24 protein-coding genes and 1 other RNA gene are annotated in these 25,141 nt (G+C 41.2%); 8 read left to right on the forward strand and 17 right to left on the reverse strand.

All coding sequences use genetic code 11. The annotated features are described in order from the left end of the window. Positions 1 to 11 precede the first annotated feature (11 nt). Positions 12 to 1,550 carry a SulP family inorganic anion transporter gene (locus tag TW85_RS13450; protein WP_046017649.1) on the forward strand — a complete coding sequence of 513 codons (1,539 nt, stop codon included), beginning with the start codon at positions 12 to 14 and terminating at the stop codon, positions 1,548 to 1,550. Positions 1,551 to 1,644: 94 nt separating this feature from the next. Here TW85_RS13450 and dapB read toward each other — a convergent pair whose 3' ends face one another. After that, on the reverse strand, positions 1,645 to 2,445 hold the full coding sequence (gene dapB, locus TW85_RS13455; protein ID WP_046017744.1) for a 4-hydroxy-tetrahydrodipicolinate reductase: 801 nt from the start codon (positions 2,443 to 2,445) through the stop codon (positions 1,645 to 1,647). 122 nt (positions 2,446 to 2,567) lie between these two features. On the opposite strand from dapB, the gene TW85_RS13460 reads away from it, so the two are divergent. Next, the gene (locus tag TW85_RS13460) at positions 2,568 to 3,353 is read left to right on the forward strand and encodes a DUF6279 family lipoprotein (RefSeq protein WP_046017650.1); all 786 of its coding nucleotides are present in this window, start codon (positions 2,568 to 2,570) and stop codon (positions 3,351 to 3,353) included. A 23-nt stretch (positions 3,354 to 3,376) separates the two neighbouring features. Here the strand turns inward: TW85_RS13460 and TW85_RS13465 are convergent, their stop codons facing one another. Further along, complete coding sequence (locus TW85_RS13465) at positions 3,377 to 4,381, reverse strand: flagellar motor protein MotB (RefSeq protein ID WP_046017651.1); 1,005 nt, start codon at positions 4,379 to 4,381, stop codon at positions 3,377 to 3,379. A 30-nt stretch (positions 4,382 to 4,411) separates the two neighbouring features. Then, complete coding sequence (gene pomA, locus TW85_RS13470; RefSeq protein WP_046017652.1) at positions 4,412 to 5,167, reverse strand: flagellar motor protein PomA; 756 nt, start codon at positions 5,165 to 5,167, stop codon at positions 4,412 to 4,414. Positions 5,168 to 5,336: 169 nt separating this feature from the next. Here pomA and TW85_RS13475 point away from each other — a divergent pair, with 169 nt between their 5' ends. The 3 genes from TW85_RS13475 to dxs are packed head-to-tail and all read left to right on the forward strand — an operon-like array spanning position 5,337 to position 8,430. Next, the gene (locus tag TW85_RS13475; protein WP_046017653.1) at positions 5,337 to 5,579 is read left to right on the forward strand and encodes an exodeoxyribonuclease VII small subunit; all 243 of its coding nucleotides are present in this window, start codon (positions 5,337 to 5,339) and stop codon (positions 5,577 to 5,579) included. Then, entirely contained in the window at positions 5,576 to 6,457 is an 882-nt protein-coding gene (ispA, locus tag TW85_RS13480) for a (2E,6E)-farnesyl diphosphate synthase (protein WP_046017654.1), read from the forward strand. Before TW85_RS13475 ends, ispA begins: the two co-directional genes overlap by 4 nt. Before the next feature lie 47 nt (positions 6,458 to 6,504). Beyond that, positions 6,505 to 8,430 carry a 1-deoxy-D-xylulose-5-phosphate synthase gene (gene dxs / locus TW85_RS13485; protein ID WP_046017655.1) on the forward strand — a complete coding sequence of 642 codons (1,926 nt, stop codon included), beginning with the start codon at positions 6,505 to 6,507 and terminating at the stop codon, positions 8,428 to 8,430. Positions 8,431 to 8,513: 83 nt separating this feature from the next. On the opposite strand, the gene hisC is transcribed toward dxs, so the two are convergent. The 3 genes from hisC to prfB form a co-directional block, all read right to left on the reverse strand. Then, positions 8,514 to 9,590, reverse strand: a complete 1,077-nt coding sequence (gene hisC / locus TW85_RS13490; RefSeq protein ID WP_046017656.1) for a histidinol-phosphate transaminase — start codon at positions 9,588 to 9,590, stop codon at positions 8,514 to 8,516. A 123-nt stretch (positions 9,591 to 9,713) separates the two neighbouring features. Further along, positions 9,714 to 11,213, reverse strand: coding sequence for a lysine--tRNA ligase (lysS, locus tag TW85_RS13495; RefSeq protein ID WP_046017657.1), 1,500 nt, complete (start codon positions 11,211 to 11,213; stop codon positions 9,714 to 9,716). Between the two features lie 54 nt (positions 11,214 to 11,267). Next, positions 11,268 to 12,363, reverse strand: a protein-coding gene (prfB, locus tag TW85_RS13500; RefSeq protein WP_157196950.1) for a peptide chain release factor 2 whose coding sequence is annotated in 2 segments (ribosomal slippage) — positions 11,268 to 12,290 and positions 12,292 to 12,363 — 1,095 coding nt in all. Because the reading frame shifts where the segments join, the coding sequence is not laid out codon by codon here. A 145-nt stretch (positions 12,364 to 12,508) separates the two neighbouring features. On the opposite strand from prfB, the gene TW85_RS13505 reads away from it, so the two are divergent. The 3 genes from TW85_RS13505 to TW85_RS13510 all read left to right on the forward strand — a co-directional run bounded on the left by TW85_RS13505 (position 12,509) and on the right by TW85_RS13510 (position 13,696). Continuing rightward, a complete protein-coding gene (locus TW85_RS13505; protein ID WP_009832827.1) occupies positions 12,509 to 12,802 on the forward strand; it encodes a cell division protein ZapA in 294 nt (97 codons plus the stop codon). A gap of 136 nt (positions 12,803 to 12,938) precedes the next feature. After that, positions 12,939 to 13,116, forward strand: a non-coding RNA gene (ssrS, locus tag TW85_RS25850) — 6S RNA. Between the two features lie 4 nt (positions 13,117 to 13,120). Further along, positions 13,121 to 13,696 carry a 5-formyltetrahydrofolate cyclo-ligase gene (locus tag TW85_RS13510; protein ID WP_046017659.1) on the forward strand — a complete coding sequence of 192 codons (576 nt, stop codon included), beginning with the start codon at positions 13,121 to 13,123 and terminating at the stop codon, positions 13,694 to 13,696. 21 nt (positions 13,697 to 13,717) lie between these two features. Here TW85_RS13510 and gspM read toward each other — a convergent pair whose 3' ends face one another. The 11 genes from gspM to gspD all read right to left on the reverse strand — a co-directional run bounded on the left by gspM (position 13,718) and on the right by gspD (position 25,130). After that, positions 13,718 to 14,233: a type II secretion system protein GspM gene (gene gspM, locus TW85_RS13515; protein WP_046017660.1), complete on the reverse strand. Its 516-nt coding sequence runs from the start codon at positions 14,231 to 14,233 to the stop codon at positions 13,718 to 13,720. Continuing rightward, positions 14,233 to 15,537 carry a type II secretion system protein GspL gene (gene gspL, locus TW85_RS13520; RefSeq protein WP_046017661.1) on the reverse strand — a complete coding sequence of 435 codons (1,305 nt, stop codon included), beginning with the start codon at positions 15,535 to 15,537 and terminating at the stop codon, positions 14,233 to 14,235. Before gspL ends, gspM begins: the two co-directional genes overlap by 1 nt. A gap of 57 nt (positions 15,538 to 15,594) precedes the next feature. Beyond that, entirely contained in the window at positions 15,595 to 16,584 is a 990-nt protein-coding gene (gene gspK / locus TW85_RS13525) for a type II secretion system minor pseudopilin GspK (protein ID WP_162197500.1), read from the reverse strand. A 4-nt stretch (positions 16,585 to 16,588) separates the two neighbouring features. Then, positions 16,589 to 17,287 carry a type II secretion system minor pseudopilin GspJ gene (gspJ, locus tag TW85_RS13530; protein ID WP_046017663.1) on the reverse strand — a complete coding sequence of 233 codons (699 nt, stop codon included), beginning with the start codon at positions 17,285 to 17,287 and terminating at the stop codon, positions 16,589 to 16,591. Continuing rightward, complete coding sequence (gene gspI, locus TW85_RS13535; protein WP_046017664.1) at positions 17,287 to 17,682, reverse strand: type II secretion system minor pseudopilin GspI; 396 nt, start codon at positions 17,680 to 17,682, stop codon at positions 17,287 to 17,289. The genes gspJ and gspI overlap by 1 nt, the downstream gene beginning before the upstream one ends. Further along, positions 17,657 to 18,190 (reverse strand): type II secretion system protein, encoded by a 534-nt coding sequence (locus tag TW85_RS25515; protein ID WP_052702188.1) that lies wholly within the window; start codon positions 18,188 to 18,190, stop codon positions 17,657 to 17,659. The genes gspI and TW85_RS25515 overlap by 26 nt, the downstream gene beginning before the upstream one ends. 42 nt (positions 18,191 to 18,232) lie before the next feature. Further along, positions 18,233 to 18,700 carry a type II secretion system major pseudopilin GspG gene (gspG, locus tag TW85_RS13545; RefSeq protein WP_269447898.1) on the reverse strand — a complete coding sequence of 156 codons (468 nt, stop codon included), beginning with the start codon at positions 18,698 to 18,700 and terminating at the stop codon, positions 18,233 to 18,235. Between the two features lie 78 nt (positions 18,701 to 18,778). Continuing rightward, positions 18,779 to 19,981, reverse strand: a complete 1,203-nt coding sequence (gene gspF, locus TW85_RS13550; protein ID WP_046017665.1) for a type II secretion system inner membrane protein GspF — start codon at positions 19,979 to 19,981, stop codon at positions 18,779 to 18,781. Between the two features lie 44 nt (positions 19,982 to 20,025). Beyond that, positions 20,026 to 21,471 (reverse strand): type II secretion system ATPase GspE, encoded by a 1,446-nt coding sequence (gene gspE, locus TW85_RS13555; RefSeq protein ID WP_082827785.1) that lies wholly within the window; start codon positions 21,469 to 21,471, stop codon positions 20,026 to 20,028. Positions 21,472 to 21,638: 167 nt separating this feature from the next. Beyond that, a complete protein-coding gene (traF, locus tag TW85_RS13560; RefSeq protein ID WP_046017667.1) occupies positions 21,639 to 22,940 on the reverse strand; it encodes a conjugal transfer protein TraF in 1,302 nt (433 codons plus the stop codon). Between the two features lie 339 nt (positions 22,941 to 23,279). After that, entirely contained in the window at positions 23,280 to 25,130 is a 1,851-nt protein-coding gene (gspD, locus tag TW85_RS13565) for a type II secretion system secretin GspD (RefSeq protein ID WP_046017668.1), read from the reverse strand. Positions 25,131 to 25,141: the final 11 nt, after the last annotated feature.

The following is a 25,141-nucleotide window of genomic DNA, read 5'->3' on the forward strand; positions in this document are numbered from 1 at the left end:
ATTCTGACTAAATGTCTAAATCGAATATTAAGAACGATTTATTATCGGGTCTTACGGTCGCACTTGCTCTAGTCCCAGAGGCTGTTGCATTTGCTTTTGTTGCTGGTGTTGCCCCACTTGTTGGCCTATACGCTGCAGCTATTGTTGGTTTTATCACGGCGGCATTTGGTGGCCGTCCAGGTATGATTTCTGGTGCAACCGGTGCGCTGGCTGTCGTCATGGTCGCCTTAGTAGCAAATCATGGGGTTGAATACCTATTCGCTACTGTTGTCCTAATGGGGATCATTCAGGTACTTGCTGGGGTATTACATCTAGGTAAGTTCATTCGTATCGTACCTTACCCAGTGATGCTTGGTTTTGTTAATGGCCTTGCTATTGTCATTTTCTTAGCCCAATTAGGCCAGTTTAAAGTGCCTGATGCTGAAGGTGCACTAGTATGGATGCAGGGTTCTGAGCTTTACATCATGCTAGGACTAGTCGCATTAACTATGGCGATTATTCACTTTTTACCTAAGTTCACTACAGCTATTCCTTCGTCATTAGCAGCCATTGTTTTTGTTACCTTCTTATCAACCTTCTTGAACCTCGAAGCAAGAACAGTAGTTGATTTTGTTGCCACAATGACAGGCGATATTAATGCCTCTATTGCGGGTGGTTTGCCAAGTTTCTCTATTCCTATGGTGCCTTTCAACTTTGAAACACTGGCTATCATAGCGCCTTACGCTTTCATTCTTGCAGCAATTGGTCTGATTGAATCTCTGCTAACATTACGTCTTATCGATGAAATGACAGAAACTCGTGGTCGTGGCAACAAAGAATGTATTGCCCAAGGCTCTGCAAACATAGTGACAGGTTTCTTTGGCGGTATGGGTGGTTGTGCCATGATAGGCCAGAGTATGATCAACATTAATTCTGGTGGTCGTGGTCGACTATCTGGTATTAGTGCAGCAGTGGGCCTAATGCTATTTATTTTGTTTGGTGCCTTCTTAATTGAACAAATTCCTCTAGCAGCCCTTGTGGGTGTTATGTTCATGGTTGTTATCGGTACATTTGAATGGTCTAGCTTTAGAATCATCAAAAAAATACCAAAACAAGATGCATTTATTATCGTACTTGTTTCAGCCGTCACAGTATTCACTGACCTTGCCATTGCTGTATTCGTTGGTGTTATCGTTGCGGCACTGGTATTTGCTTGGGAACATGCAAAGCACATTCAAACCAAGTCTTATCTTGATGAAAATGGCTGGAAAGTTTATGAATTAGACGGTCCTCTTTTCTTCGGCTCAGTAAGTAACTTCATGGAGTTATTTGATCCTAAAAACGACCCAGATGATGTCGTGGTTGAATTCATGCATTCACGTGTTGCTGACCACTCTGGCCTTGAGGCAATTGATGCTTTAGCAGATAGGTATGAGAAGGCGGGTAAACGCCTGCATATCAGACACTTAAGTCGCGAATGCCAACTACTACTTAAAAAAGCAGGTAACCTAGTAGAAGTTAACTATATCGAAGACCCAAGTTATAGTGTTGCCTCAGACAAGTTAGGTTAATCACTCCAAACCTGTCATAAAAATAAAAAAGGCCGTATTCATTGAATACGGCCTTTTTTGTGACATTTTTTGCTTAAAGAATAGCGCTACTCTGCTATTTGAGATCTAGAACATCCTGCATGTCATACATACCAGCAGACTTACCTTTAAGCCACTCAGCGGCTCTCACAGCACCTTTGGCAAAAGTCATGCGACTACTTGCTTTATGTACGATCTCGATACGTTCGCCTTCTGTTGCAAACCAAACACTATGATCACCGACTACATCACCTGCACGAATCGTTTCAAAGCCGATCTCTTTTTGGGTTCTAGGGCCAATCTGTCCTTCACGGCCATACACTGCGCATTCTTTTAAATCACGACCCAGTGCATCAGCGACAACTTCACCCATTTTAATAGCGGTACCTGAGGGTGAATCGACTTTATGTCTATGGTGAGCTTCGACTATTTCAACATCATACTCATCACCTAGGATCTTAGCAGCAGTCGCTAACAGTTTTAGTGTTAAGTTAACACCAACACTCATATTAGGCGCAAAAACGACTTGAGTTTGCTTAGCACATTCATCAAGAGCAGCCTGCTCATCTTCAGTTAATCCAGTTGTGCCTACTACGATAGCTTTTTGGTTAGCAGCGCAAAATTGTGCATTCTCTATCGTTAATGCTGGTGTTGTGAAGTCAATCAGCACATCAAAATCATTTACACAAGCCGCTAAAGAATCCACCATAGCAACATTAAGCTTACCTACACCTGCGATTTCACCAGCATCAGCTCCCACTAAGCTGCTACCAGCTTTAACAATTGCAGCACCTAAAACACAGTCTGTTGCATCATTTACAGCCGTAATTAAGTTTTTACCCATACGCCCAGAAGCGCCAATAATTGCTACTCGCATCATCTTCTTATCCCACAATAATTATGCCGCCAACAATAACAAAAACAGAATAAAATCTCAGCTATTTCCGACAGCATTTAGGATAAGATAAGGAGTATGTGTTAAAGCCACGGAAAGCAAACATGAAGACTTTATTAATCATTTTTCTCAGTATTAGCCTAACGGCATGCAGTCTGGGCAGTACCGCCTATAAACACCTAGATTATGTGGTGCTCTGGTACGCGTCTGATTATGTCAGCCTTGATAAGTCTCAGAAATTGCATCTCTCAGAAGTAACAAAACATTTTGTTGCTTGGCATAGAAGTAATGAGATAGAAAAATATAAGGTGGTACTGGCAGAGTTTAAACAGGATATTGCTCAACAGACGATGACAGATGAAAGGGCAAACTATTATCGTCAACAAATCAGACTTTTCTTGAGTAAGGTAAGGTTTTACCTTAGTCCACATTTAATACCATTGTTAAATAGCCTATCAGATAGTCAATATACCCAAATCGTCGAAGCACTCGACAAAGAAGTTAATTCGGATAAAAAGCCACTCACTTCTGATGAGAAAATCAAAAAGATGCAAGATGAGCTCGAGGAATGGTATGGCACATTAAAACCAGCTCAATTAGACATACTGGCTAACATCAACGCAAAAAGAGAAGTACAAGCTCCTATCTGGCGTGCCGCTAATCAAGCATGGTTAGACACTTTTAAAGAAGCAAGTAAGCAAGCGCAGACGCCAAGGTCACAAGCAATAAAAGCACTCTTGTTGGAAACATTGACCCCTTCCGATTCAGGTGACTATTCAGAAAGAGAAGAATGGATGCAAGTTTGGCGATTAGCTGATGAGGCTCAAAGGCAATCTATCCTAGATAAACTCTCTGAGTATCAAGAATTGCTTGATGACGTATCCAATTAATGATCCGTCATCAAGCTTCTAAGTTAGAATATTTCGTCTGGTGTTAACTCAAAAGTAGCAGCATCATCATTGCTATCTTCGATTTCAGAGTTTTGGAAAGCATTATTAAAGCTATCAAAAGCATTATTAAATCGAGCAGCCGATAGATCATTTTGCTTGATAATCAATTCAACGCGACGATTACTTGCCCTGTTAAAAAAAGTATCATTAGGTGCAAGTGGTCTAGTATCAGCATAACCTGTTACAGAAAAACGGCTTTGCTCTAGTTGACCTGTAGCAAATAACTCTTCTGCTACTGAGATAGCTCGGGCAGATGATAACTGCCAGTTAGAACCAAATCGACCACTTACGATTGGGATATTATCCGTATGCCCTTCTACCGCAATGGTACCTTCAATACCAATTAACACATCACGAATCATGTCAATAATAGGTATAAAGTCAAAATTCAATTCGGCAGAACCAGATTCAAACGAGCCCTTTTCTTTCAGACGTATCGTAATCGTTCGCTCTTGTGTTTCAACTTCTACTGTTCCTTTAGAGATTTCTTCCCTTAGAACAGAGGATATTTGCTGTGCATCTTCTTCTGTTTGTTTTACTTGCTCTTCTCTCTCAAGATCAGCAGAAGATTTATCAACAAGTTGTTGACCTTGCGCACCAGCACCTTCTTTCTCATTTAACTCAGATTCACCAGGCTTACAAAGAACCTCAAGTGTATTTTCAGGCCTTTCATCTACCTTCTGACGCACTTCATTAATGGGTGTAGGTTCTGGCTTACCAGGACTGAACTCTTGAGCAATAATGGAGGTACCAGTCGGAATAGACTTAGCTTCAATTTGCTTTTGCACACCAAAAGCTTCTCGCATTGAACCTGCAAGCTGTTTGAACTTTAATACATCCATTTCGGCAAAAGACAGCAGCAATACAAAGAAACACATCAATAGCGACATCAAGTCGGCAAATGTTCCCATGTAGGCAGGAAGCCCCTCTATACATTCGGGGCAATCCGGTTCTTCTTCATCACTCATGAGTTAGGTTATCCAGCAGCTAAATTGCTTTTATTCACGTTCAATACGTTTGCCTTCGGCAATATAGGTTTTCAATAAACCGTCAATTACACGAGGGTTTTGACCAGCTTGAATAGCAAGCAGAGCATCAATAATTAGTTGTTGTGCCATTAATTCTTCATTAGCACGCTTCTCAAGCTTAGCTTGTATAGGTAGGGCAAACATATTCGCCAACATGGCGCCATAGAGGGTTGTTAGAAGCGCAACCGCCATCGCAGGACCGATGGACTTAGGATCATCCATGTTTGCAAGCATTTGTACCAAACCAATCAGTGTTCCTATCATCCCCATCGCAGGACCAGTATCACCAAAAGCTTTAAATACTTTTGCACCAGCATCATGGCGTTCAAATGCCATTTTCATATCTTTATTCATCTGGCTTTTGACCACAGAACCATCGTGGCCATCCACTAGCATCTGAATCCCCTTAGACATAAAAGGGTGACTAACATCCATGCCTTCCAATGACAATAGGCCCCCTTTACGGGCAGCATCGGCAAGGTTAAAAATTTCATCAATAAGTGCGTCAAGAGGAACACTCTTGAACATAAAGGCTTTCGCTGCGACTTTACCTGCGCCAAGGAACTGACTCAGAGGATATTGCATTAATACAACAAAGGTAGAACCTATTAAAACAATCAGGATAGATGCAGGATCCAAAAACATCCCAGCAGATCCACCTAATATGATTGCCGAAATGATGATCGCAAATGATCCAATCAAACCGACTAACGTTGCTAAATCCAAACTAGTCTCCTAACGAGTAGATTGCTATGTCAAACTTGGTACAATTCTAAACTAAAGTAACGAGATAGGGTTAGACCCTTACTCTAGATTTTTGTATTACTTACGACAGAAAGCTCGAAGAATTTTCAATTTTCTGTTACAAAATGTAGTCTTTTAAAGAGAGCTAGCCATGTCACGTAAAACCAGCGTTCGACACTTCGAAGATAATTTGGTCGAATTAGACAGCATTGTCAGTCAATTAGAGTCAAATCAATTATCCTTAGAAGATGCTTTAAAAGCATTTGAAAAAGGTGTCAAACTTAGTAAAGACTGTCAAACAGTGCTCACTCAAGCAGAGCAAAAAGTACAAATTTTGCTTGAACAACAAGGCAATGAAAGCTTAGAGCCTTTTGATCCGGAATCTAATCAGTGAACCTAAAGCAATTTTCTACTTATACTCAAGACCGTGTCGATCAATATTTAGAACAACAACTTAGCGATTATGAAGCTGCAAATCAACTACATAATGCTATGCGTTACAGCCTTTTTAATGGCGGTAAGCGAATTCGCCCTATGCTAACTTATGCTAGCGCTCAGCTTGTTGGTGAGATTTCATCTCTCACTGACGCGGCTGCTGCAAGTATAGAATCTATCCATGCATACTCTCTTATTCATGACGATTTACCTGCTATGGATGATGATAATCTTAGGCGTGGAAAGCCAACCTGTCATATACAATTTGACGAGGCGACGGCAATTTTAGCAGGCGATGCACTGCAAACCTTTGCTTTTGAACTATTATCCCAAGCAGAGCTAAAAAATACAGATAAGCAATTAACCCTTATTCAAGAGCTAACCAAGGCATCTGGGCGTCATGGCATGATCACGGGTCAAATGATTGATCTTAGTTCTGAGAACAAGAACATTAGCCTTGCAGAGTTAGAACTAATGCATCTTCATAAAACTGGCGCCCTTATTAAAGCCAGCGTTAGAATGGGAGCATTATCCACAGCTAACCCGAATCCAGAGGTCTTAGCTAAATTAGATGCTTATGCTCACGCAATAGGATTAGCCTTTCAAGTACAAGACGATATTATTGATCTAACAAGCGATACTGAAACCTTAGGCAAAACACAGTTTTCAGATGCTGAAGCCAATAAAGCAACTTACCCTAAATTATTAGGGTTAGATGGCGCAAAGGCTTTAGTTTTAAGACTTCATCAAGAAGCGCTTGAACAAATAACTGAGTTTGGTGACAAAAGCCGACCATTAACAGAGCTAGCTAACTATATTATTGACCGTAACCACTGATATACTAGCGCGCCAATTTGACATTAAAGTGAAAAAATAACTTGTCCATGTTCGAAGAAATTCCAACGCAGCGTCCTAGTACGCCGTTATTAGACCAAATCAACTCACCTGCTGATTTAAGAGAGCTATCTAAAGATCAGCTGACTGTGCTTGTCAGACAGTTACGTGAATTTATGCTGTACAGTGTTGGGCAAACTGGTGGGCACTTTGGCGCAGGTCTAGGGGTCATAGAGCTTACTGTTGCGCTTCACTATATCTATAACACACCCGACGACAGACTAGTCTGGGATGTGGGCCATCAGACTTATCCGCATAAAATTTTGACTGGTAGACGTGAAGAGCTACTCAATATTCGTCACGAACATGGGATTTCAGGCTTTCCTAAAAGAGATGAAAGTGAATTCGACACTTTTGGAGTTGGCCATTCAAGTACCTCAATTGGCGCTGCGTTAGGCATGTCGATAGCCGCTAACCGTATGGGGATTGACCGTAAGGCAGTTGCAATTATCGGTGATGGCGCAATGTCAGCAGGCATGGCATTTGAAGCATTGAATCATGCTGGTGATGTGAATGCCGACATGATGGTCATATTGAATGACAATAAAATGTCCATATCTAAGCCTGTTGGAGCTTTATCTAAATACTTTGCCCGTATTTGGGCCAGTAAAACCTATGATACGGTGCGTGAAAGTGGCCGAAAAGTTTTAAAAGGCCTGCCTTCAGCGTTAGAACTTGCTCGTAAAGCAGAAGAACATATGAAAGGCATGGTTGCTCCTGGCACTTTGTTTGAGGAGTTAGGTTTTAATTATATTGGTCCTATTGATGGCCATGACATTGACCTTCTACTGACCACTATCTCTAACATGAAAGACAGATCTGGCCCTCAGCTTTTGCATGTTATTACCCAAAAGGGAAAAGGCTTTGAACCTGCTGAAGGCGACCCTATTGGCTATCATGCGATTAATAAAATAGAACCTGAAGCCGAGCCTGCAACGCAAGTAAAATCAGAAAACACTAAGAGCAAGCCTAAATACAGTAATATTTTTGGGCGCTGGTTATGCGATGCTGCAGAACAAGATGAAAGCTTAATGGCAATTACACCTGCCATGAAAGAAGGTTCAGACTTAATCGAGTTTTCTGAACGTTTCCCTGATCGCTATTTCGATGTCGCTATTGCTGAGCAACATGCTGTCACACTGGCTGCAGGTATGGCTTGTGATGGCGTAAAACCTGTTGTTGCCATTTATTCCACCTTTCTGCAAAGAGCCTACGATCAGCTGATTCACGATGTGGCGCTACAAAATCTTGATGTGCTATTTGCAATAGATAGAGCAGGTTTGGTTGGTGAAGACGGTCCTACCCATGCCGGGGTTTATGACCTCAGTTATTTACGATGCATTCCCAACATGCTTGTTATGGCACCATCAGATGAAGATGAATGTCGTAAGATGCTGCATACAGGTTATGAATACAAAGGCCCAGCAGCGGTTCGCTATCCTAGAGGAACAGGTATTGGTGCTAATATTGATTCAGGTCTAAACACCTTAACAATCGGTAAATCTCGCACTTTACACACAGGACAAGCAAATATTCTGATCTGTGGTTTTGGTAGCCCGACTCATACAGCAATGCAAGCTGCTGAGGCACTCGATGCAACTTTACTGGATATGCGTTTTGTTAAGCCTCTTGATGAAGCGTCACTGCTAAAATTAGCTGGCGATAAGCTTATAGTTACCATAGAAGAGAATGCAGTTATGGGTGGTGCGGGCTCTGCTGTAAGTGAGTTCTTACTATCTAAAAATATCCAATGCCCAACTTTACACATTGGACTGCCTGATCAATATGAAGAACATGCAAGTCACAGTGCTATGCTTAAACGTGTCGGTCTTGATAAAGATGGGATTCAAAAACAAATTGAGGATAAGGTCGAAAGCCTAAAAAAGGCTCAAGTTATGCCTGCTGTTGAACTATAAACTCAGGCAAGCAGATATACTGTTTTATAAAAGAATGGCTCTAAGCTCTAATTAAAAATCAGAGCAACTAGAGCCTTTTTTTTCTAAGAACAAATTGTTTTCAAAGCGGTAACCAATACAGCCATTTCATCATCAGTACCTATGGTAATTCGAAGGTATTGATCAATCCTAGCTTTCTTACCAAAGTATCTAACAAGAACACCGGCCTCTTTTAATGCCAGATAGATATTTTCTGCTTCGTAATCTGGGTGAGTAACAAATACAAAGTTAGTTGAAGATGGAATGATTGAAAAACCAAGTGCTTCAAGCGCTTCAGTCGTCACGCCTCGTGTTTTGATCGTTTTATTACATAAGTCAGCAAGGTAATCGCTGTCTTCAACAGATGCCGCTGCACCTGCAAGCGCAACTCTATCAATAGGATAACTGTTAAAAGAATTTTTTAGCCTTTCTAAGCCTTCTATCAAATCAGGGTGACCTAGCGCGTAACCAACACGAATACCCGCCAAAGCACGTGATTTAGACAAGGTTTGTACCACTAACAAGTTTGCATATTGATTAACTAGAGTCACCGCACTTTGCGCACCAAAATCAACATAGGCCTCATCGACTAATACCACCTTATCTGGGTTAGCAATCAGAACTTGCTCGATATCAGCCAAAGGCAATGCCTTACCTGTTGGAGCGTTCGGGTTAGTAATAACCACACCTGACACATCTAAATCTTGATAATGTTTGATATCAATATCAAAATTATCGGTTAAAGGAATCAACTTAGGTTCAATACCATACAAGTTGGCATAAACCTTATAAAAACTATAAGTAATATCTGCAAAAGCGAGCGGTTTAGCCTGCCCTTCATTTGAAGTGAAGTACCCCATAAATGCCAATGCCAGCACCTCGTCAGAACCATTACCTACAAATACTTGATTCGTATCTAGCTCATACGCATTTGCAAGTGCTATTTTAAGCTGCATGCAGTTAGGGTCTGGATATAAACGTAAATCATCACTTACTTGCTCTTGCATAGCAGCAATAGCTTTAGGTGAAGGCCCATAAGGGCTTTCATTGGTATTAAGCTTTATATATTGCTTATCTTGTGGCTGCTCACCTGGCACATAAGGGTCTAGGTTTGCGATTTTATTGGTCCAAAAACGGCTCATTATCCTCTCCAAATGAACCCAGGCGCCTATTCTGCACTTGGGCTAATCCTATATTTAAAACGGTATTAGAAATAAATAAGGCCTCAAAAGAGGCCTTATTGTTTAACGTTAAAGCACTCTAGACTAGTCTTGACGACGCATATGCGGGAACAAGATAACGTCACGGATAGAAGGCGCATCGGTAAACAACATAACCAAACGGTCGATACCAATACCTTCACCAGCGGTTGGCGGAAGACCATGCTCAAGGGCATTAATGTAATCGGCATCAAAATGCATAGCCTCATCATCACCAGCATCCTTCTCGGCAACCTGCTTATTAAAGCGATCCGCTTGATCTTCTGGGTCGTTAAGCTCAGAGAAACCGTTTGCAATCTCACGACCACCCACGAAGAACTCAAAACGATCAGTAATGAAAGGGTTATCATCATTACGGCGAGCCAAAGGAGATACTTCTGCAGGATAAGCTGTGATGAAAGTTGGCTGGTCTAACTTAGATTCAGCTGTCTCTTCAAAAATCTCAGTCTGTAGCTTACCAAGCCCCCAAATAGGCTTAACCTGAATACCAAGCTTTTTAGCAACTTCTGTCGCTGCTTCCAGCGTACTGATATCTGTTTCAGTTAATTCAGGGTTATAGTGCAAAATAGACTCAACCATTGTCATACGAACAAATGGCGCACCAAAATCATACTCAGAACCTTGATAAGTTACCTTAGTTGTACCTAGCACTTTTTCAGCAACATCACGCAGCATATCTTCTGTCAGATCCATTAGATCCTTGTAATCTGCATAAGCTTGGTAAAACTCTATCATAGTAAATTCTGGGTTATGACGAGTTGAAACACCTTCGTTTCTGAAGTTACGGTTAATTTCGAAAACTCGCTCAAAACCACCTACAACCAAACGCTTTAAATAAAGTTCAGGCGCTATACGTAAGAACATTTGCATGTCCATCGCATTATGATGAGTCACGAAAGGACGTGCAGAAGCACCACCTGGAATCGTTTGCATCATAGGTGTTTCAACTTCAGTAAAACGACGATCTTCAAGGAAACGACGAATTGTAGACACAATTTGTGAACGCATTTGGAAAGTCTTACGAGACTCTTCGTTCACAATAAGGTCAACGTAACGCTGACGGTAGCGAGTTTCCATATCTGCCAAGCCTTTATGCTTATCAGGTAATGGACGCAACGCCTTAGTTAATAAAACGGCTTCTTGCATATCCACATAAAGGTCACCTTTACCCGATTTATGCACAGGGCCTTTAATACCAACAATGTCACCTAGATCCCAAGTCTTTTGATCCGCAAGTAATTCAGGGCTTAAAGCTTTACGGTTTACATAAGCTTGGATCTGACCAGACATGTCTTGAAGTAACATGAAAGCACCACGGTTACGCACAATACGGCCCGCAATACTTACCTTATGATCTAAGGCTTCAAGTTCTAGTTTTTCTTTATCTGCGAATTCTTTTTGTAAATCTTCTGCATAAGCATCACGACGGAAATCGTTAGGGTAAGCATTTCTTTGCTCACGAATGCTATTTAATTTAGCACGGCGCTCTGCAATCAATTTATTATCTTCAGTAGCGCTTTGTTCTGGGCTGTTTTCATTGGCCATGGTGTTTTAAATTCTCATCTTAAAAATGTTTTAGTCGTGATAGTTCAGATTAAGCTATAAGCCTTGTTTCAAACTCGCGACAATAAATTGATCTAGGTTTCCGTCTAACACTGAACCCGTGTTTGAGCTTTCAACACCGGTTCGTAAATCTTTAATACGAGATGAGTCTAGTACGTAAGAGCGTATCTGACTGCCCCACCCGATATCAGATTTTGTATCTTCCACAGCTTGTGCTGCTTCTGTACGTTTTTTCATTTCAAACTCATAAAGCTTGGCACGCAACTGCTTCATGGCAAAATCACGGTTCGCATGTTGCGAACGTTGGTTCTGACATTGCACTACTATCCCTGTTGGCATATGTGTAATACGCACAGCAGAGTCTGTTGTATTTACATGCTGACCACCAGCACCAGACGAACGATAAGTATCGGTTCGGATATCAGCTGGATTGATCTCAATTTCTACATTGTCATCAATTTCAGGTGATAAAAATACTGATGCAAAAGAAGTATGGCGGCGACTACCTGAGTCGAAAGGTGATTTTCGAACAAGGCGATGAACACCTGTTTCTGTTCTTAACCAACCAAAGGCATACTCGCCTTCAAAGCGAATTGTGGCAGATTTTATGCCTGCAACATCACCCGCTGAAACTTCCATCAACTCAACTTTAAAACCTTTATCTTCACCCCAACGTAAATACATACGCAACAACATATTGGCCCAATCTTGAGCCTCTGTTCCACCAGATCCAGCCTGGATATCAAGGAAGGCATTAGTTGGGTCCATTTCTTGAGAGAACATGCGTCTAAACTCTAACTTAGCTAATTGAGCTTCAAGCTCTTCTAGCTCCAGAGTGACTGCTTCTACCGAATCTACATCGTCTTCTTCAACAGCCATATCTAGTAATTCTTTAGCATCTACTAAGCCACTAGACATGGTATCTAATACACTGACTACTGCTTCAAGTGCAGCACGTTCCTTCCCTAGCTTTTGAGCATAATCTGGATCATTCCAGACATCAGGATCTTCAAGCTCTCGGGTTACTTCTTCAAGTCGTTCTTGCTTTGTTTCATAGTCAAAGATACCCCCTAAGAGTCAGGGAGCGCTCAGACAGTTCTTTTATCTTAGATATGATCGGATTGATTTCCATACTCGGCTTCAATTTGCTATAAATCAGGGTAAATATTCGTAACTTGCGATTGTAACGAATTTACCAGCATCATAAAATCCTATTAGCCTTACAATGCTTAAAAATAAACCATTTTTTAAGGCCGGATTAATAAAAAGGTATCATCATGGAAAAACCAACTGTCTCAGTCGACATTCTGGGTCAAGAATTTAAGATAAGCTGCCCTAAAGGGCATGAGTCAGAACTGCAAGATGCGGCAGAATATCTTAATAATCAAATGCGAGAAATTAAAGCGAGCGGTAAAATAATTGGTATGGAAAAGATCGCTATTATCGCTGCCCTAAATATTACTCACGACATGCTTTCTAGTCGTAAATACACACGTAAAAATGAGCAACAGTTACGTGAATTAACATCTCAATTAGATACAGCGTTAACAAATAAATCTAAAGCGGGTTAGCTTTTAACTAACTCATTGATCAGGCTTTAAACAGGCTTGATTACAAAGCGTTCAACCAAGGCATTTTATGTTTTAGAATGCTTTGAAAAAAGCGTATCACTGGTGTTTTTTTATTTTTTTTACATTATACTCTGCCCGTTTCCTGGGTTGTACGAATCGGCTTAACGCCCTTGAGCCTATGAGTATACTCCTGGAAAGAGTCTGTGGGTTTGGTGTGCATGTCCGTGCGTCGGAAAGCCTTAAAAATCTCGATTCTTTCCTCCTTGAACCACTGGGTTCAAGGCCTATAGTCGGTGCGGCAACTTGGGAAACCCTATCATGACTCTTCGCAGTAACCTACGCTCTCAATTAAGACAAAATCGTCAGTCCCTTACTCCAGCACAACAAGAAACCGCCGCTCTTAATCTATTCGAACAGCTAATACAAAACCTTGACTCACCTCTAGCTCAGCTTAAGTCTAATGACAAAGTAGCGCTTTATCTAGCAAATGATGGCGAGATATCACCCCACCATATTTGTAATTGGCTATGGCAGCAGAATTTAAAAACTTACCTTCCATGCATTAATGGTGAAACCCTAGTATTTGCTCATTACCACAACGAATGCGAGTGGCAAAAAAACCAATTTAATATTGCAGAGCCTATCGATAAAAACCCTCTAATGGGTGCCGATATGAAACTTGTCTTTATGCCACTAGTTGGCTTTGATATTTTAGGAGGCAGGTTAGGCATGGGAGGCGGCTATTACGATAAAACCTTTGCAGACAGAGAGTCTCTTTTAGTTGGGCTAGCGCATGATTGCCAGAAAGTTGATTCTTTGCCAATTGAAAGCTGGGATGTCCCGCTTGATGCTATTGCCACTGACAGCCTCTATATCTCAACAAAAAAGAATTAGGATAAAGACTTAAATATGCGTTTAATCCAAAGTTAAACGCATATCTACTATGCCAAGATCACGACTAGCAAACTGCACACTAAAAATCGCAACTTTGTTTTTCGCCAGTACTTCTAACCACTTACTTATCTCAGAATAAGACGTATTTTCAACCCAAACTTGTAACCGACTGTCTCCATCAAGGTTCATACGTTGAGCCACTAACTTTTGTTTTCGCATAGTGCGACTGACTAAGGCTTGCAAAGCTTGTCCACTCCTATCTTCGAGCACGACCCCCTGATCAGCTTGATTAGCATTTAATAAAGCGGCGTTCTCAACCAATAAGTAATAGGTTTTTAAATTTGCATCTAACTTCTTTTGAGCGGCCTCTTGGCGCTCATGAATTGGTAGCCAAAGACTGGAGTAAATCAAATACAGAAATATCACGAGAGACATGACACCCACGAGTGTTTGCTCTCTTTTCGAAAGCGCCTGATATTTTTGAACCATAGGATAAAGCAAGCTGCTGTTTCGGATTTGCGCTTCTAACCAAGCCATTATTTCGCCTCCGCTTTCAGTTTAATTGAGGCTACATATTTTTCACCTCGTTTTGCGACCTGTTCAAACACAACATCTAATGGCTCTTTTTCAAGCGCAGACTGAATCGCATCCAGTACATCCCTTTGCTCTGCCTGCCAATCTAAACGATATTCTTGATTAGCATAATCAAGCTTAGTAATACGATGCTCACCCACTACTTTAGCTCTAACTTGATCAACTATTGTCATCACCTCATAGACAGTGAAGGTTTTCTGAGTTTGTCCTTGGCCTTGTTTCGCCCTTTGAATACGGCCTTTAATCTGCCTATCTAAATAAGAAACACGTCCTTCGTCAGGCGCCAGTTTTAAAAAGGCTTGGCTGGATTTTTGATATATTACATCTGCTTGAGCATTCAATTCATTGGTTTTCTTCACGGTTAAATACAGCTCAGTCCCTAAACTAAACACCGCAAATACGAGTACCCAAAACCAGGGTTTTAATCGCGCAAAGACTTGAGTCTGACGCCCAAATTCTCCATGGCACAGATTTGATAGTAAAAGCTTACTATTTTTTTGCACCTTGGAGGCAACGATAAACAACCAGGTTTCTAATTTACCTTTATCATTAGTACGATAATTTGACCAAGGGGAAACAATATCAAATGTAGTTGCTAATGATTGGAAGCCTTCCTGAGTATCTGAATCACAGCAAAGCCGATACCTTTCTCTTTTAGGTAGAAATGCCTGCCCAGACAAAGGTAAGCAAGAAACAGAGTCTTGATCCTTATAGAGCAAACTATCCGATGAGGTAAAAATAAAGTCTAGATCATCATCTTGTTCAGGCCAAAAGGGCAACATATTATTGACAGCTAATATGCACGCCTGTGGCCATCCCATATTTTGTAAATCATAAATCCAAGAGGCCATCACATCTTTTGCAACGACACTCACCCACTGATGGTCTTTATCTGATTTATTTAACAAGGTGTAATGTAGTTCATCAGGAGATTGGCCTAAGCTTTCTTCTAATAAAAAAGGAACCACCTGTCCTGCGTGACGGTGCTGCCCTTTTGCTAACTCAACTCGTCTCACTTGAACTCTGTGCTCTGGCGGTATAAAAATTAATTCGCCATAGGTCAGGTTGAGCTCATGTAGTGCTTCTTGTAATTGAGCGGCTGTTTTATCTTTGCCTGCATTAAGCACATCTGAACTTGGTGCTAATAACAGCCATTCGAATTGATCAGCAAGGGCATAGGTTCGCTCCTCTTCATCATTTTTTGTGTCAGATTGGGCTTCAATAGTCCTGATATAAAGGCGATTCATTTGCCACTACCTAATTGCTGATTCATTTAAAAATTCATCCTATTTCACGACGTAGCATTATTCCTCTAATGCTTCTATTCCAAACATAGCTTGCAGTTTTTTATTCGGTCCATAAGCGCGGTAATAACTAATCACAGGGCCATCCTCTGATTGGTAAAGCTTGCTATGCAAAGACATAGAGCGCTCCCCCAAAGTAACGTCCACGAAAACATCAACCAAAAGAATATCTGTACGCCAATCTACTTTTTCTAAGCTATAACTAGTCAGGTTAACATTATTCAAAAAGTCATCGAGCGTTTCAAAGCCACTACTATCCATTTGAGCTAATACAGCCTCTTTATGCTGAGTACTAATATTTTCTATCATAGTTACTAACAGCTCTTCGCTCATGCGATTCACATTGATACCTAGATTTTCAGGCCAAATGCAAAGCCAAGGTATCAAACTGGTTTTGGTTTCCTCATCCCACTGCAATAAATCAAATTCAGTTTCGCTAATTAAGCGACTATCTGAGGTTCGATAAGCAGGTGTTAATCCCAAATAATACTCATCTTCATGACCATCACTACCCGTAATATTCTGGTCTTTATCAAGCCAATCTTTTAGTGGCTCGGCCAAGGCAGAGTCAACACTTAAACTGGCGAACAGGCGTTTAGTTTCTGATAAAGCGGCATTGCTAAGCGCTTCATCAGCAAAACGATTCACGTTATAGCAGCTCTGCCTATCAACCACGACAACTCGCATTGAGTCTTCAGGGTTATCCAAAGTAAAGTTTTGGTCTAGCAAAACCCAACGAGACTCTTCAAGACTAGGTAACTCGGACTCATCTAACTTTGCAAAGGCATACCTAGCCCAAGATTCCCCACCCAGTAGCTGCTGCTTTAACGCCGCGGTGGATTGCATTTGATCAAGCAAGCTCCGCTCTCTTGCTAACTGAGACATAATACTAGCAGCAATTGCGGCAACTAAGGCAAAGACCATTAAAGCCATAATTAAAGCCACACCGTGGCTTTGTTTAGCAGCCATCAAGCGATTAGGATGTTTCACTCTTTTAGCCATTATCATCAGCATCATAGTTAAAAGGGTAACTGGGCACAGCGAACATACGGCTCACTAAACCAAGCCCTTCAGTGGCCATATTAATTTGTACAACCCATGGCATATCAGCCGGCTTTTCCACTTCCCCAGGTAAAGTTCCATCATTCACTGGCGGCCAAGTATCTGTCCATTCAACATCAGTATTAAGTAGATTAATGCTAAAACTCGAAACGCCATCAAACTCTTGAACTAAGGTTTCAACATCCAGCTCTTTATCCAAGACCCGCCAAAAAGTTCGCTTTAATATACCTTCAGACTCGTCATACTCATAGCTCACCCTTTGCAGTTCAGAACGCTTGATACCTAAAGGGTTAATCCAGCCAGCCTTAGTAAAATCTAATTTTCCATTGTCTAGTTTTAGTGAAAATTCATACTCACCAAGTTCATCTCTTACAGTACGATCAACCAGCTGCTCCATATCTCGCTCTATCCACTGCCATAAGCGAATGCTATCGAACATGACTTTTTCTTGATCAATTAAAGCCCGTTTGACCCTGACACCCATGCTCGCCATATCGAAACTAGCCAAGCCAATAAAACCTAAAATACCAACAACAACTAACATTTCGACCAAGGTAAAAGCAGAGACAGCTTGTATAGCTTCAAACCCTTTTCTACCCGTCAAGATGCGACCTTGCTTATAAGAAGCCATCAGCCATCATCCTCAGTCCGTGCGGCAACAAAGCCTGTCATGCGATAAATTGAATTGTCAGCACCAGGCGGCTGAAAAACAGCAACTTCAATGGTAATCACGCCATTTGCAGTCTTAGTTACCAGAGCCTCACTTGACCAAGATAAATTAGCTTGCTCAACCTCTTGGTCTCCAAGTTCTAACTCTTGTCCACTAATTGAAAGTAGTTTTAGGTAAGTTAATCTGTCTTGCGCTATCCACACTGCCAACATTTTTCGTTTGAGATAGTCTGCCTGACTGGTTGACTGGCTTGTTACTTGCACTAAGACCAGACTGACAAAAGCCAATATCACCAATGCCACTAAGACTTCCATCAATGTAAAGCCAGCTTTAGTTTTCGCTAAGTTCAAGGGCATTTACGCCATCCCCCTCTAACAAAAAGCTATGACCATCAGAAGTATCATCGATAATGCGAATATTCAGTTTAAAAGGAGAGTATTCACCGCTTGCCACAAAAGCCAAATCAACTTCTCTGGCTAAACTACTTTTAGCAATGTCACCCGCTTTTTCGGTATCTGATAGCAAGAGACTTACTTCCACCTGTTCAGAATCAGGTTCCCAATTAAATTCTGTCTCAAGCCAAACTTCATTGTCTAAATCGAATTCAAAGAGGTTAATCTCTCTCGCACTAACTTTAGCGCCTAAGGTTTTTCCATCTAACCAAGATTGATCAATTTGATGTTGAATAAATAGTCTGACTGACTGAGCATCTAACCTTACGGCTTCTTCGTCATCATCCACTTGATAAGCAACGGTTACCATTCCGAGCAAACTGCCAATAATGACCAGCACCACCATCAACTCAAGTAAGGTGAAACCTTTTTGTTGAGAGAAGCTTGAGGAGGGTTTAGCAATACATCTCATTTATGCCCTCCTCAATATAGTCATATCAATAACATCCAGACCTTAAAGGTCATCCTGACTTAAGTCAGCTGCGTTTTCATCACCGCCTTCACGGCCATCAGAGCCTAATGCAATCAAATCATAGTCACCGGTTGCACCAGGACTGATGTAAACAAAATCATTACCCCAAGGATCTAGAGGTAGTTTTTTCACATAGCCACCCGACTTCCAGTTCTTCGCTTCTGGAAAACCTGTTGGTTTATTTACCAAAGCTTCTAAGCCTTGCGCCGTCGCTGGATAGTTTCCATTGTCTAATTTATATAAATCTAAAGCTGACATAAGGTTTCGAATTTGAGTCTTAGCAACCGACACTTTGGCATCATCAGAACGACCTAGAATATTAGGTGCAACCATACCAATAAGAGCACCAAGGATAACTAAGACCACCATTAGCTCAAGCAAGGTAAAGCCTTTCTTTTGCGTATTAGAACGCGGTTTTTTCATTGCCAAATTGCGGTTAACTCTATTCATGTATCATTCCTATCACGAGTATTGAGTGTTATTTATCGTCTTATTTAACAGCAGGAAACCACCAAATAAGCTTTGTTATTAATTCAATAATTGGTTCATATTCATAATTGGCAGTAAAATAGCCATGACTATCATCATCACAGCTCCGCCCATCACAAGCAGCATTAGTGGCTCAAATAGCGCAACCAAAGTACCTATCCATGCATTCGTATCATCTTCTTGCTGCCTTGCGGCTCTTGCTAACATCTGGTCTAGCTCTCCACTTCGCTCACCACTTTGTATGAGTTGCAGCATCATAGGTGGTAGCAGCTTCGTTGCTTCAAACGCTTTACCTAAACTGCCACCTTCTTTGACCTTTTGCTGGCAATCTCTCAAAGCATCCTGCATAGCAAGATTATCCACGACTTGAGACGCGATATTCATACCTTCTACCAATGGCACACCACTACTAGACAGCATGGCTAAGGTACTAATATAACGCGTCACTTGAGACACTCTTACCAAGCTACTTATACCGGGTATTTTAAGTACTAATTTATCTTTTATTTTCTTAGGGGCAGGTTTAGAGACTAACCAGAGATAAAAAATAATGACTAGAGCAACAACTATGACAAATCGCGCACCATAACCTGTAATTAGATTACTTAGGCTCAACATAAATTGCGTAATACCAGGCAGCTCAGCACCCTGTGTATCAAACACCTGAACGATATCTGGCATCACACTGCCCAATAAGAAACTCACAATACCAATCGCTACAAAAGTTAAAATGGCCGGATACATCATGGCCATTTGTATTTTTTGCGCATTTTGTTTTTGCCTTTCAGTAAAATCAGCCAGTTGCATTAGTACGCCATGTAAATGCCCAGACTGTTCGCCTGCCTCAACACTGGCTCGAAACAGAATTGGAAAGGCTTTAGGGTAACTCGCTAATGCTTCTGCCAAACTATGACCTTCCATGACCTTAGATCGAATGGAAAGCAACATACTGCGTATTTTATTTTTGGTTGCCTGCTGGGCTACTCCTGTTAAAGCCTCCTCAATAGGAAGGCCTGCATCAATCAAAGTGGCTAGCTGTCGTGTAAGCAGAGACCTTTCTTTAATATTGATACCAGGGCTAAAAAAACTGTTTGTTTGCTTCTCTTTTGCTTGGTGAATTTCAAGTAATACTTTACCCTGTTCCCGCAACATTTGACGAACATGGCGTTCATTATCGGCTTCTAAAACGCCTTTTTTCTTCTTACCTTTAGCATCTAGAGCTAGGTATTCAAATGCTGCCATTTGTCATAACCTCTCTCTTCATCAAACCTAAATCATGTCTCGTATCAACCATGAGACACTCGCAGCACTTCCTCAACAGTGGTATTACCTGCTATTACCTTCTTCATACCATCTTGTCGTAAGCTAGGAGTCGTTTGTCGCACATGCTGCTCCATGGCTTGCTCACCTACCTGACTATGAATCAGGGTTTTCACACCTTCATCAATCAGAATTAACTCATAAAGGCCAATACGGCCGCGATACCCTTGATCAAAACAACTATCGCAACCTTTTGCATGATAAATAGTGACGGGGGAATCAACCTCTAATAAGGCCTGGGTTGCTTCATCCGCTTGAACTGGCTGTTTGCAGTCATCACAGAGTTTACGCACCAACCTTTGCGATAGAACACCCACAATTGAAGAGGATAATAAGAAAGGCTCAACACCCATATCTTCTAAACGAGTAATGGCTCCGACCGCACTATTAGTATGAAGAGTAGAAAGAACTAGGTGGCCGGTTAAAGATGCTTGTACCGCAATTTCAGCGGTTTCTTTATCTCTGATTTCACCTATCATGACCACATCAGGGTCTTGACGTAATATCGCCCTTAACCCGCGGGCAAAAGTCATATCAGCTTTACTATTAACCTGTGTCTGACCTATACCTTCTAAATGGTATTCAACAGGATCTTCAACCGTCATAATGTTGCGACGCCCGTTGTTTAAATAGCCTAAAGAAGCATAAAGAGAAGTGGTTTTACCAGATCCTGTTGGACCTGTTACCAATAGAATGCCATGGGGATGAGAGATTACATCTCGCAACCTCTCACGATCAGATTCATTCATGCCTAAATGGGTTAAATCTAAGCGTCCCGCCTGCTTATTAAGCAATCGCATTACGATACGCTCACCATGGGATGAAGGCAGTGTTGATACCCTCACGTCCACTTCTTGTCCTGAAATTCTAAGCACTATGCGACCATCCTGGGGCACACGTTTCTCTGCAATATCAAGCTTCGCCATGACTTTAATACGAGACACTAGCATTGGTGCTAATGCTCGCCTTGGTTCTATCACTTCACGTAGAATACCGTCTACACGAAAACGGACGACCAATCGTCTTTCAAAGGTTTCAATATGCACATCTGAAGCTTCTTCTTTTACCGCTTCACTCATAATGGCATTGATTAGACGAATTATAGGCGCATCGCCTTCACGCTCTAATAGATCTTCACTTTCTGGCAAGGCTTCGGCAACACTTGCCAAATCCATATCATCACCAATCCCTTGCGCCATAGCTAAAGATTGTCCGCCTTCTTGCTGATAGAAACGCACAACAGCTTCATCAAAGTCAGCGTCACTTAAACATTCAATTCTCGGTTCTTTTGGTGAAATTCTTAACGCCTCTGAAATGGCTTTAAGGTCAGTTCCCTGTTTATGCACAAGCACCCACAAGTCTGCATCCTGCCTTAACAGTACACCGGATTGTTTAACGAATGAATAGGGCAATGACGACAAAACACTTCCTTATAAATCAGAGACTAGAGTCATTTTTAGTACAAAGACCTAGTACAATTACATCAATTTAAATACCACTCAAGCTTCAAACAACACAAAGCTTGGTTAGACAGCCTAAGAAAACAAAAAGTCTCAAAATACTAACCTATAAAACCACTTTAAAATGCTGACTCTATCCCTAGATTAACAAACAAGGATCTCGGCAAAGACTTTCCATCAACTTTAACCGTATCCAAAGACCAACCAAAATCTAAGTTAGCCCGATCGAAAAAAGTAAAACCAAGATTAATATAATCTAATTGGGTTCCCGCAAGGTTGCGGCTATAACCAGCTCGAAAGCCGGGTAATAATAAATCCCCATAATAACTTGAAGACACAACTAACCATTGGTATTCATCATCGACAGCATCAACAACAGCATTCAGGTCTAAACTAGATTGCACACTCCAAAGCCCATTAGCAAACGAACTTGAAGCTTCTATACTAAACTGACGCTTTGCTACATAAGTTTCATCGTGGGTCAGATCATTTGAACTAACGAAAGTCGCTACAGTATTACAATTGGTTAAAGCCGCACCTGTTTTTACGGCACAACCACCGCCTAAAGTATCGTAGTAATAGGTAGGCTCATTCAGGTTAGTGACTTTAGCGCCATATAAAACATTCTGAGTTAACCAAATAGCCCCTAGATCAACACTATAGTTAGTCGAAAATGCCTCACTCTCCTCAAACTGACCATCATTATCTATATTCTCAATCGTACTTAAGCTTCGTTCCAGCTTCATTCGAGTCAGATTAAACTTGGAGCCTAAGATTAAGCGTCCCTGCCGAGTTCGTAATACTTGTTTGCTATAACCTACACCAAATACGGCAGCCAATGCTGTCTTAGAGTAGACAGATGAATCAGTTTCCAAAGTTGTACTACCACCGCTCACAACGACATCAATATCGTCATCAAGCACTTTCATTTTCCCTTCACCCTGAAGTATCAAATCAAAGGCCAAGGTACCAAATTTAGGATGTTTATAAAAAATAGGAAAAGCAGGAACATAGCCAGCAGTAGAAACCTTTATATAGCCCTGTTCACCAGCATTTTTCAAAAAGACATTATATTTTGTCTGTGCAGCAGCCGCTTCAGCACTCGTCAGACTAGTATCATTTAGAACGGATTCAAGCCCATCAAGCTCGTCCGATAAAGAATCAAGTTGACCAACCTCAGCACCAAATCCGCCAGGCCCTAATATACCAAAACGAAATAAGCCTCTCGGATTATCACGACTTTCATTCTCATCAAACATTAAAAATGGGCTAGCTGGATTTGATAAGCTGCTTGATATAAAACGGCTATTTGTAACGGAGCCTAAAGTCGATGCAGAGCCTATGGGGTGATAAACCGGTTGTCCAGATAAACACAAAGCACTATAAAAAAACGCTAGTACTAGGTACAGCTTTCTTGCCATTCATTCCTCTTTATAAGTAAACCGACTTTGAAAGTCCCAACATTATCATCAAAGTGGATTTAAGTACTAGGGAACCTGCGAATAAGTCCTCCCACCTCAGCGTGTGGATAAAAGCGCCTAGATTTATGGCAGAGCCTTATTAATAGTCATCCCATTAATAAGGCTCTAGACGTAAAGACAGTGCTTTTAGGCCGCGCCCTTCGGGTCTTTGAAGAATACCTAAGCGGCATTTCAGAAAAAGTAACACTTTTTCTCGTATACTTTAAAAGAGCAGACTAAGAAGAGGTAACTTAATCGCAGCTTCCTCCCTAGCAATCAGATACCCTTTATCCAGATACGCTATTCATCAGATAGTTCAGGTTCAAACAAACCTTCAAGGCCACCCTCTCTTGGTGCACTCATTTGAAGCTCAACCGCCCTAAAGCCTTGGTATTGAGTATTAGTTACACTGTCAGCATTAGCTTTACCACGAATAATGGTAGGACGAATAAAAACAAGAAGATTTTTCTTATCAATGGTGAATGAACTACTTCTAAACAAGGCCCCTACAAAAGGAATATCACCAAGGAAAGGCACCTTCTGTTTTGACTCAGTAATATTGTCTTGAATCAGACCACCAAGCACTATAGTTTGCCTATCTCCAGCAATCACCACAGTTTCTACTTCACGTACTGTTGTAATAGTCCCTAGAGAACTTGCTTCATCTGAGGCAGATTCAACTGTTTGAAACACTTCCATTTTCACTTCGTTACCCGAGTTAATATGCGGTGTCACTTTAAGGGTCAGGCCCACATCTTCTCGGGAAGTCGTCACAAAGGTACTACTACTGCTCTCAGAGTACTCCCCTGTTTGGAAGGGTCTAGTCTCACCCACTAGAATACGTGCTTCTTGGTTATCTAAGGTGAGTATTTTTGGCGTTGATAAAAGGTTGGAGTTACTTTTACTTTGAAGCGCTTGAATAATAGCGCCTAGATTAGTATCACCTAAAATAGCAGTACCACCCGTCGCTAAAGAGTTAGTACCGTTCGAACCTACCGATGTCACAATCGAGCTAACGGAAGTACCTGCAGTGGTAAAGTTTGTACCAGAGTTCAAACCGTCATTACCACCTATTAACCACTGCACACCCAGCTCTTCTGTATCTGTCACAGTAATTTCAACAATAACAGCCTCAATTAGAACCTGTGCTCTTGGTACATCAATACGCTGTAATACAGAATAGATTTCTGTCATCACACCTGGCTCGGCATTAATTAATAGCGCATTTAGGTCAGTATCAGCTTGGATATTTGTTGTTAAAACTGGCGCCGAGCCTTCTTTTTTCTCGATATCACCGACAACACCTTTTAACAAATCAGCAACTTTCGTCGCATCAGCGTATTGCAGCGGGATATATTGAAGTCGACTTGATTTTTCAGCAGGAATATCCAATTTTATAATCAAATCTTTTATTTGATTAAGCTCACCTGGTTTACCTTTTAAGATAAGACGATTTGTTCTTTCATCAGCAACTATGGTGGTAACATCACTGGATCTTGCCCCTTTGCCCGTTGTGGTTGTCGTCAATTGCTGCAACAGAGTAATAACATCTCCTGCCCATGCATGTTTTAACGCTACCACTGTCATTTCACCTTCGTTGGTGCTATCAAGACGCTCAACTAAGTCTTCTAGACTGCGGATATTATCTGCATGATCACTAATAATCAGAGCATTCATTGTTGGAACAGCCGCAAGATGGCCATATTGAGGAATCAGTGGACGTAAAATAGGAACAAGTTCTGAAGCAACCGCATTTTTGATCGCTAATACACGGGTAACCATTAACTCACCTGGCGCACCGCCTGATGGATCAAAGTTCAATCCACCTTGCTTAGCAATATTTTGCGGCAATATTTTAAAACCTTCAGGTGATTCTAAAACAGCATAACCATGGACGGTCAGTACGGATAGGAATAAACGAAATACAGCATCTTCATCCAAACTCGCATTCGAAATAACTGTCACTTTACCCTTTACTCTAGGATCAACAATAAAGCTTCTATCTGTCATTTCAGCGACTTGTCGAATAAAAATCCCAATATCCGCCTGCTGCAAATTAACTTGCCAAGTTTTCCCGATTGCCATCAAAGGAATAAATAAACAAAGAGATACAACTAACTTAAGCAGTTTTTGCGTTACAACAGAATACATCTACCATCCTT

Origin of the sequence: Marinomonas sp. S3726 (assembly GCF_000967665.1) — a bacterium.
Classification (GTDB): Bacteria; Pseudomonadota; Gammaproteobacteria; order Pseudomonadales; family Marinomonadaceae; genus Marinomonas.

What these genes read in the sequence shown, in the direction of transcription:
- TW85_RS13450 (WP_046017649.1), top strand. Translation starts at nt 12, where the DNA reads ATGTCTAAATCGAATATTAAGAACGATTTATTATCGGGTCTTACGGTC.
- dapB (WP_046017744.1), bottom strand. Translation starts at nt 2,445, where the DNA reads ATGCGAGTAGCAATTATTGGCGCTTCTGGGCGTATGGGTAAAAACTTA.
- TW85_RS13460 (WP_046017650.1), top strand. Translation starts at nt 2,568, where the DNA reads ATGAAGACTTTATTAATCATTTTTCTCAGTATTAGCCTAACGGCATGC.
- TW85_RS13465 (WP_046017651.1), bottom strand. Translation starts at nt 4,381, where the DNA reads ATGAGTGATGAAGAAGAACCGGATTGCCCCGAATGTATAGAGGGGCTT.
- TW85_RS13475 (WP_046017653.1), top strand. Translation starts at nt 5,337, where the DNA reads ATGTCACGTAAAACCAGCGTTCGACACTTCGAAGATAATTTGGTCGAA.
- dxs (WP_046017655.1), top strand. Translation starts at nt 6,505, where the DNA reads ATGTTCGAAGAAATTCCAACGCAGCGTCCTAGTACGCCGTTATTAGAC.
- hisC (WP_046017656.1), bottom strand. Translation starts at nt 9,590, where the DNA reads ATGAGCCGTTTTTGGACCAATAAAATCGCAAACCTAGACCCTTATGTG.
- lysS (WP_046017657.1), bottom strand. Translation starts at nt 11,213, where the DNA reads ATGGCCAATGAAAACAGCCCAGAACAAAGCGCTACTGAAGATAATAAA.
- TW85_RS13505 (WP_009832827.1), top strand. Translation starts at nt 12,509, where the DNA reads ATGGAAAAACCAACTGTCTCAGTCGACATTCTGGGTCAAGAATTTAAG.
- TW85_RS13510 (WP_046017659.1), top strand. Translation starts at nt 13,121, where the DNA reads ATGACTCTTCGCAGTAACCTACGCTCTCAATTAAGACAAAATCGTCAG.
- gspM (WP_046017660.1), bottom strand. Translation starts at nt 14,233, where the DNA reads ATGGCTTGGTTAGAAGCGCAAATCCGAAACAGCAGCTTGCTTTATCCT.
- gspL (WP_046017661.1), bottom strand. Translation starts at nt 15,537, where the DNA reads ATGAATCGCCTTTATATCAGGACTATTGAAGCCCAATCTGACACAAAA.
- gspJ (WP_046017663.1), bottom strand. Translation starts at nt 17,287, where the DNA reads ATGGCTTCTTATAAGCAAGGTCGCATCTTGACGGGTAGAAAAGGGTTT.
- gspI (WP_046017664.1), bottom strand. Translation starts at nt 17,682, where the DNA reads ATGCCCTTGAACTTAGCGAAAACTAAAGCTGGCTTTACATTGATGGAA.
- TW85_RS25515 (WP_052702188.1), bottom strand. Translation starts at nt 18,190, where the DNA reads ATGAGATGTATTGCTAAACCCTCCTCAAGCTTCTCTCAACAAAAAGGT.
- gspG (WP_269447898.1), bottom strand. Translation starts at nt 18,700, where the DNA reads ATGAATAGAGTTAACCGCAATTTGGCAATGAAAAAACCGCGTTCTAAT.
- gspF (WP_046017665.1), bottom strand. Translation starts at nt 19,981, where the DNA reads ATGGCAGCATTTGAATACCTAGCTCTAGATGCTAAAGGTAAGAAGAAA.
- traF (WP_046017667.1), bottom strand. Translation starts at nt 22,940, where the DNA reads ATGGCAAGAAAGCTGTACCTAGTACTAGCGTTTTTTTATAGTGCTTTG.
- gspD (WP_046017668.1), bottom strand. Translation starts at nt 25,130, where the DNA reads ATGTATTCTGTTGTAACGCAAAAACTGCTTAAGTTAGTTGTATCTCTT.